This is a genomic window from Micromonospora globispora (assembly GCF_003857015.1).
GTDB classification, from domain to species: domain Bacteria; phylum Actinomycetota; class Actinomycetes; order Mycobacteriales; family Micromonosporaceae; genus Micromonospora; species Micromonospora globispora.
The window spans coordinates 1-3,025 of sequence record NZ_QGGF01000024.1; the positions used below are offsets into that span (position 1 = coordinate 1).

A 3,025-nucleotide genomic window follows, 5' to 3' on the forward strand; every position below is an offset into this window, starting at 1 on the left:
GTCCGCCCCGCCCCGCGCGGCCGGTTGATCATGAAGTTGTTGCCGTCGGTGCCGGCGTTTCGTGGCAACAACTTCATGATGACCGGAGCGGGGCGGGGCGGGCTCAGACGGTGTCGAGGGAGGCGCGGCGGCGGCTCTCCGCCTCGAAGATCTTGAGCAGCGCGGCGGCCAGCACCGCGTACCCGAGACCGACGGCCAGTTCGGCGGTGAGCGCCGGTGCGGCCGCCGCGAAGCCCTCACCGGCGGCCAGCCGGCGGGCCGCCTGCGCCGCGTGGGTGATCGGCAGCACCTCACCCACCGCCCGCATCCAGCCGGGCAGCCCGGCGGCGGGCACGTTCACCCCGGTGAGCAGGAGCAGCAGTGCCACCGAGACGTTGGAGACCACCCAGACGTCCCGGAACCGCAGCCCGACCGCGCCCAGGGTGAGACCGAAGAAGCCGCACGCCAGCGCGGCCACCGCGAGGGTGAGCAGCAGGGCGGGCAGGGCGCCGACGGGCATCCGCAGGCCGAGCAGGAGCGAGCCGATGGTCAGCGTGCTCACCGCGATGAGCAGGCCGTTCCCGGCGTACGGGAGGACCCGGCCGAGGAAGACGGCGGTACGGCTGCGCGGCGAGAGCAGCACGTGGCCGAGGGTGCCGAAGCGCCGCTCGTTGGCCACCGCCATGGTGCCGCCGAAGACGCAGGAGAGCGAGGCGGCGAGCACCGCGTTGCCGACGATGTAGAACCGGTCGTCGGCGACGCCGAGCTGCCGGCCCAGGTAGGCGAAGAAGAGCAGTTGGAAGATCGGGCCGACCAGCAGCGAGCCGATGAACATCGCCGGGGTGGTCCAGTTGAACAGGGCCCGGTAGGCGATCACGCCGCCCACGCCGATCAGCCGGAAGAGTGCCGTCATCGTCGTTCCTCTCAGGCCAGGGCTAGGGTCGCCGCGGCGCGGGCCCGTCGCTCGACGTAGGTCATCATCAGCGCGCCGACGACCAGGCAGCCGAGGCTGATGGCCAGGCAGATGCCGAGCGAGGGCCAGACCGGCCCGCCGCTGGCGGCCTCGTGGACCGCGCGGGCGCCCCAGGTGGTGGGCAGCGCGGCGGCGATCGGGCCGGTCCAGCCGGGCAGCACGGTGAGCGGCACGAGCATCCCGGAGACCAGCCAGATCGGGTACTCCAGCGTGTTGGTCAGCGCGTTGGCGTTGCGCATCAGCACGAACGTGGAGGCCAGCAGCAGCCCGAACATGCCCAGGCCGAGGATGCAGCCGGGGACCGCGATAAGGAAGAGCAGCGGGTGCGCGAAGTGCAGCGGGATGCCGTAGAGCAGCCGGCCCCAGAGCAGGGTGGCGAGCATGGCGTACGTGCCGGTGACGGCCGTCGCCAGGGTGATCGGCAGGATCATCAGCGCCGGCGCGCGGGGCGCCAGCATGATCATCTCCAGCGTGCCCTGCCAGCGTTGCCGCTGGATGGCGCCACCGGAGCCGAAGAGCACCGACGACCAGACGCCCATCAGCCCGGCGCCGACGGCGGCCTCCAGCAGCCGGCCCGGCTCGTCGCCGGCGCGGAACAGGTAGACCGCCAGGGTCGCCTGCACCACCGGCACGATCAGCGCGGTGGCGATCTCGAAGGAGGACCGGCTGAGCTGCTTGGTGTGCAGCAGCAGGCCGACCCCGATCATCCGCAGCAAGCTCACGCCGCCACCGCCTCGAGCGGCCGGGGCGGCGTGGCGACCCGGTTGACGATCGCCACGTACGCGTCCTCCAGCGTGGGCTGTCGGGCGGTGACCCGGCCCAGCCGGACGCCGTCCAGCTCGCGCAGCACGTCGGCCTGTACGTCCACCCCCGCGTCGGACTGCACGGTCAGCATCTGCGTCGCCCCGGTGACGGTCACGCTCGCTTCGCGTACCCCGGGCAGGACGTGGATGGCGGCGAGCTGGGCGTCGCTCACTCCGTACGCCTCCACCTCCAGGACCTGCCGGCCGTCCGCGTGGTGCCGCAGCTCCGCCGGGGTGCCGAGGGCCTGGATCTCGCCGTTCGCGATGACCGCGATCCGGCCGCAGAGCTCGTCCGCCTCGGCCATGTAGTGCGTGGTCAGCAGGACGGTGGTGCCGGTGGCGGCCAGGTCGGCAACGGTCTGCCGCAGCTCGCGGGCGGCCACCGGGTCCACCCCGATCGACGGCTCGTCGAGGAAGAGCACCTGCGGTCGGTGCAGCAGCCCCCGGGCGATGTGCAGCCGTTGCCGCATGCCGCGGGAGTAGCCCTCGACCCGCTCGTTCTCCCGGCCGTCGAGCCGGACCAGTTCGAGCAGCTCGGCGATCCGCCGCTTCTGCTCCCGACCGGGTACGCCGTACAGCTCGGCGAAGTAGCGCAGGTTGTCCCGAGCGGAGAGCCGGTCGTACAGGCCCCGGTCCCCGCCGAAGACGTACCCGATCCGCCGGCGAACCTCCCGGGTCTGGTCGACCACGTCGAAGCCGCAGATCCGGGCGGTGCCGGCGGTCGGGATGAGCAGCGTGTTCAGCAGCTTGATGGTGGTGGTCTTCCCCGCGCCGTTCGGTCCGAGCAGGCCGAACAGCTCCCCGTTGCCGACCGTCAGGTCGACGCCGCGGACCGCCTCCACCTCCCGGCGCTGGGGTCGTAACCATCCCGTTCGGCTGCGGTAGGTGCGGCGCAGCCCGGCCGCCTCGATCGCGTACTCGCTCATGCCGGGCAATCTAGGGACCGGGCGGTGCGCGGGGAAACGAATTCGGTGCTGGCCGAATCCTCAGGCGGAGGCGGTGGCGGGGTCCGCGCCGATCAGAGTGACCAGGGCCACGCCGGCCGGTTCCAGCCCGTACAGCACCCGCCGGCCGACCCGGCGCCGGTGTACGACCCCGGCGGCGACCAGTGCGGCGAGGTGTTCGGAGACGGTGCTCGGGGCGAGCCCGAGGGTGGCGGCGAGCCCGGCGGTGGTGGCCGGTCGGGTCACGGCACGCAGTACGGCCGCCCGGCCCCGCCCGACGAGGACGGCGAGCCGGTCGGTGGTGGGGTCGGGCGGCCGTACTGCGT

At 73.1% G+C, this 3,025-nt stretch carries 4 protein-coding genes; all 4 read right to left on the reverse strand.

Annotation, left to right across the window (positions count from 1 at the left end; all coding sequences use genetic code 11):
- Positions 1-103: 103 nt before the first annotated feature.
- On the reverse strand, positions 104-892 hold the full coding sequence (locus DKL51_RS00665) for an ABC transporter permease (RefSeq protein ID WP_109948338.1): 789 nt from the start codon (positions 890-892) through the stop codon (positions 104-106).
- Between the two features lie 11 nt (positions 893-903).
- The gene (locus tag DKL51_RS00670) at positions 904-1,674 is read right to left on the reverse strand and encodes an ABC transporter permease (RefSeq protein ID WP_243421061.1); all 771 of its coding nucleotides are present in this window, start codon (positions 1,672-1,674) and stop codon (positions 904-906) included.
- Entirely contained in the window at positions 1,671-2,681 is a 1,011-nt protein-coding gene (locus DKL51_RS00675) for an ABC transporter ATP-binding protein (RefSeq protein WP_109948337.1), read from the reverse strand. Before DKL51_RS00675 ends, DKL51_RS00670 begins: the two co-directional genes overlap by 4 nt.
- A 60-nt stretch (positions 2,682-2,741) precedes the next feature.
- On the reverse strand, positions 2,742-3,025 hold a 284-nt coding region (locus DKL51_RS00680), incomplete at its 5' end, for a helix-turn-helix domain-containing protein (RefSeq protein WP_124811610.1).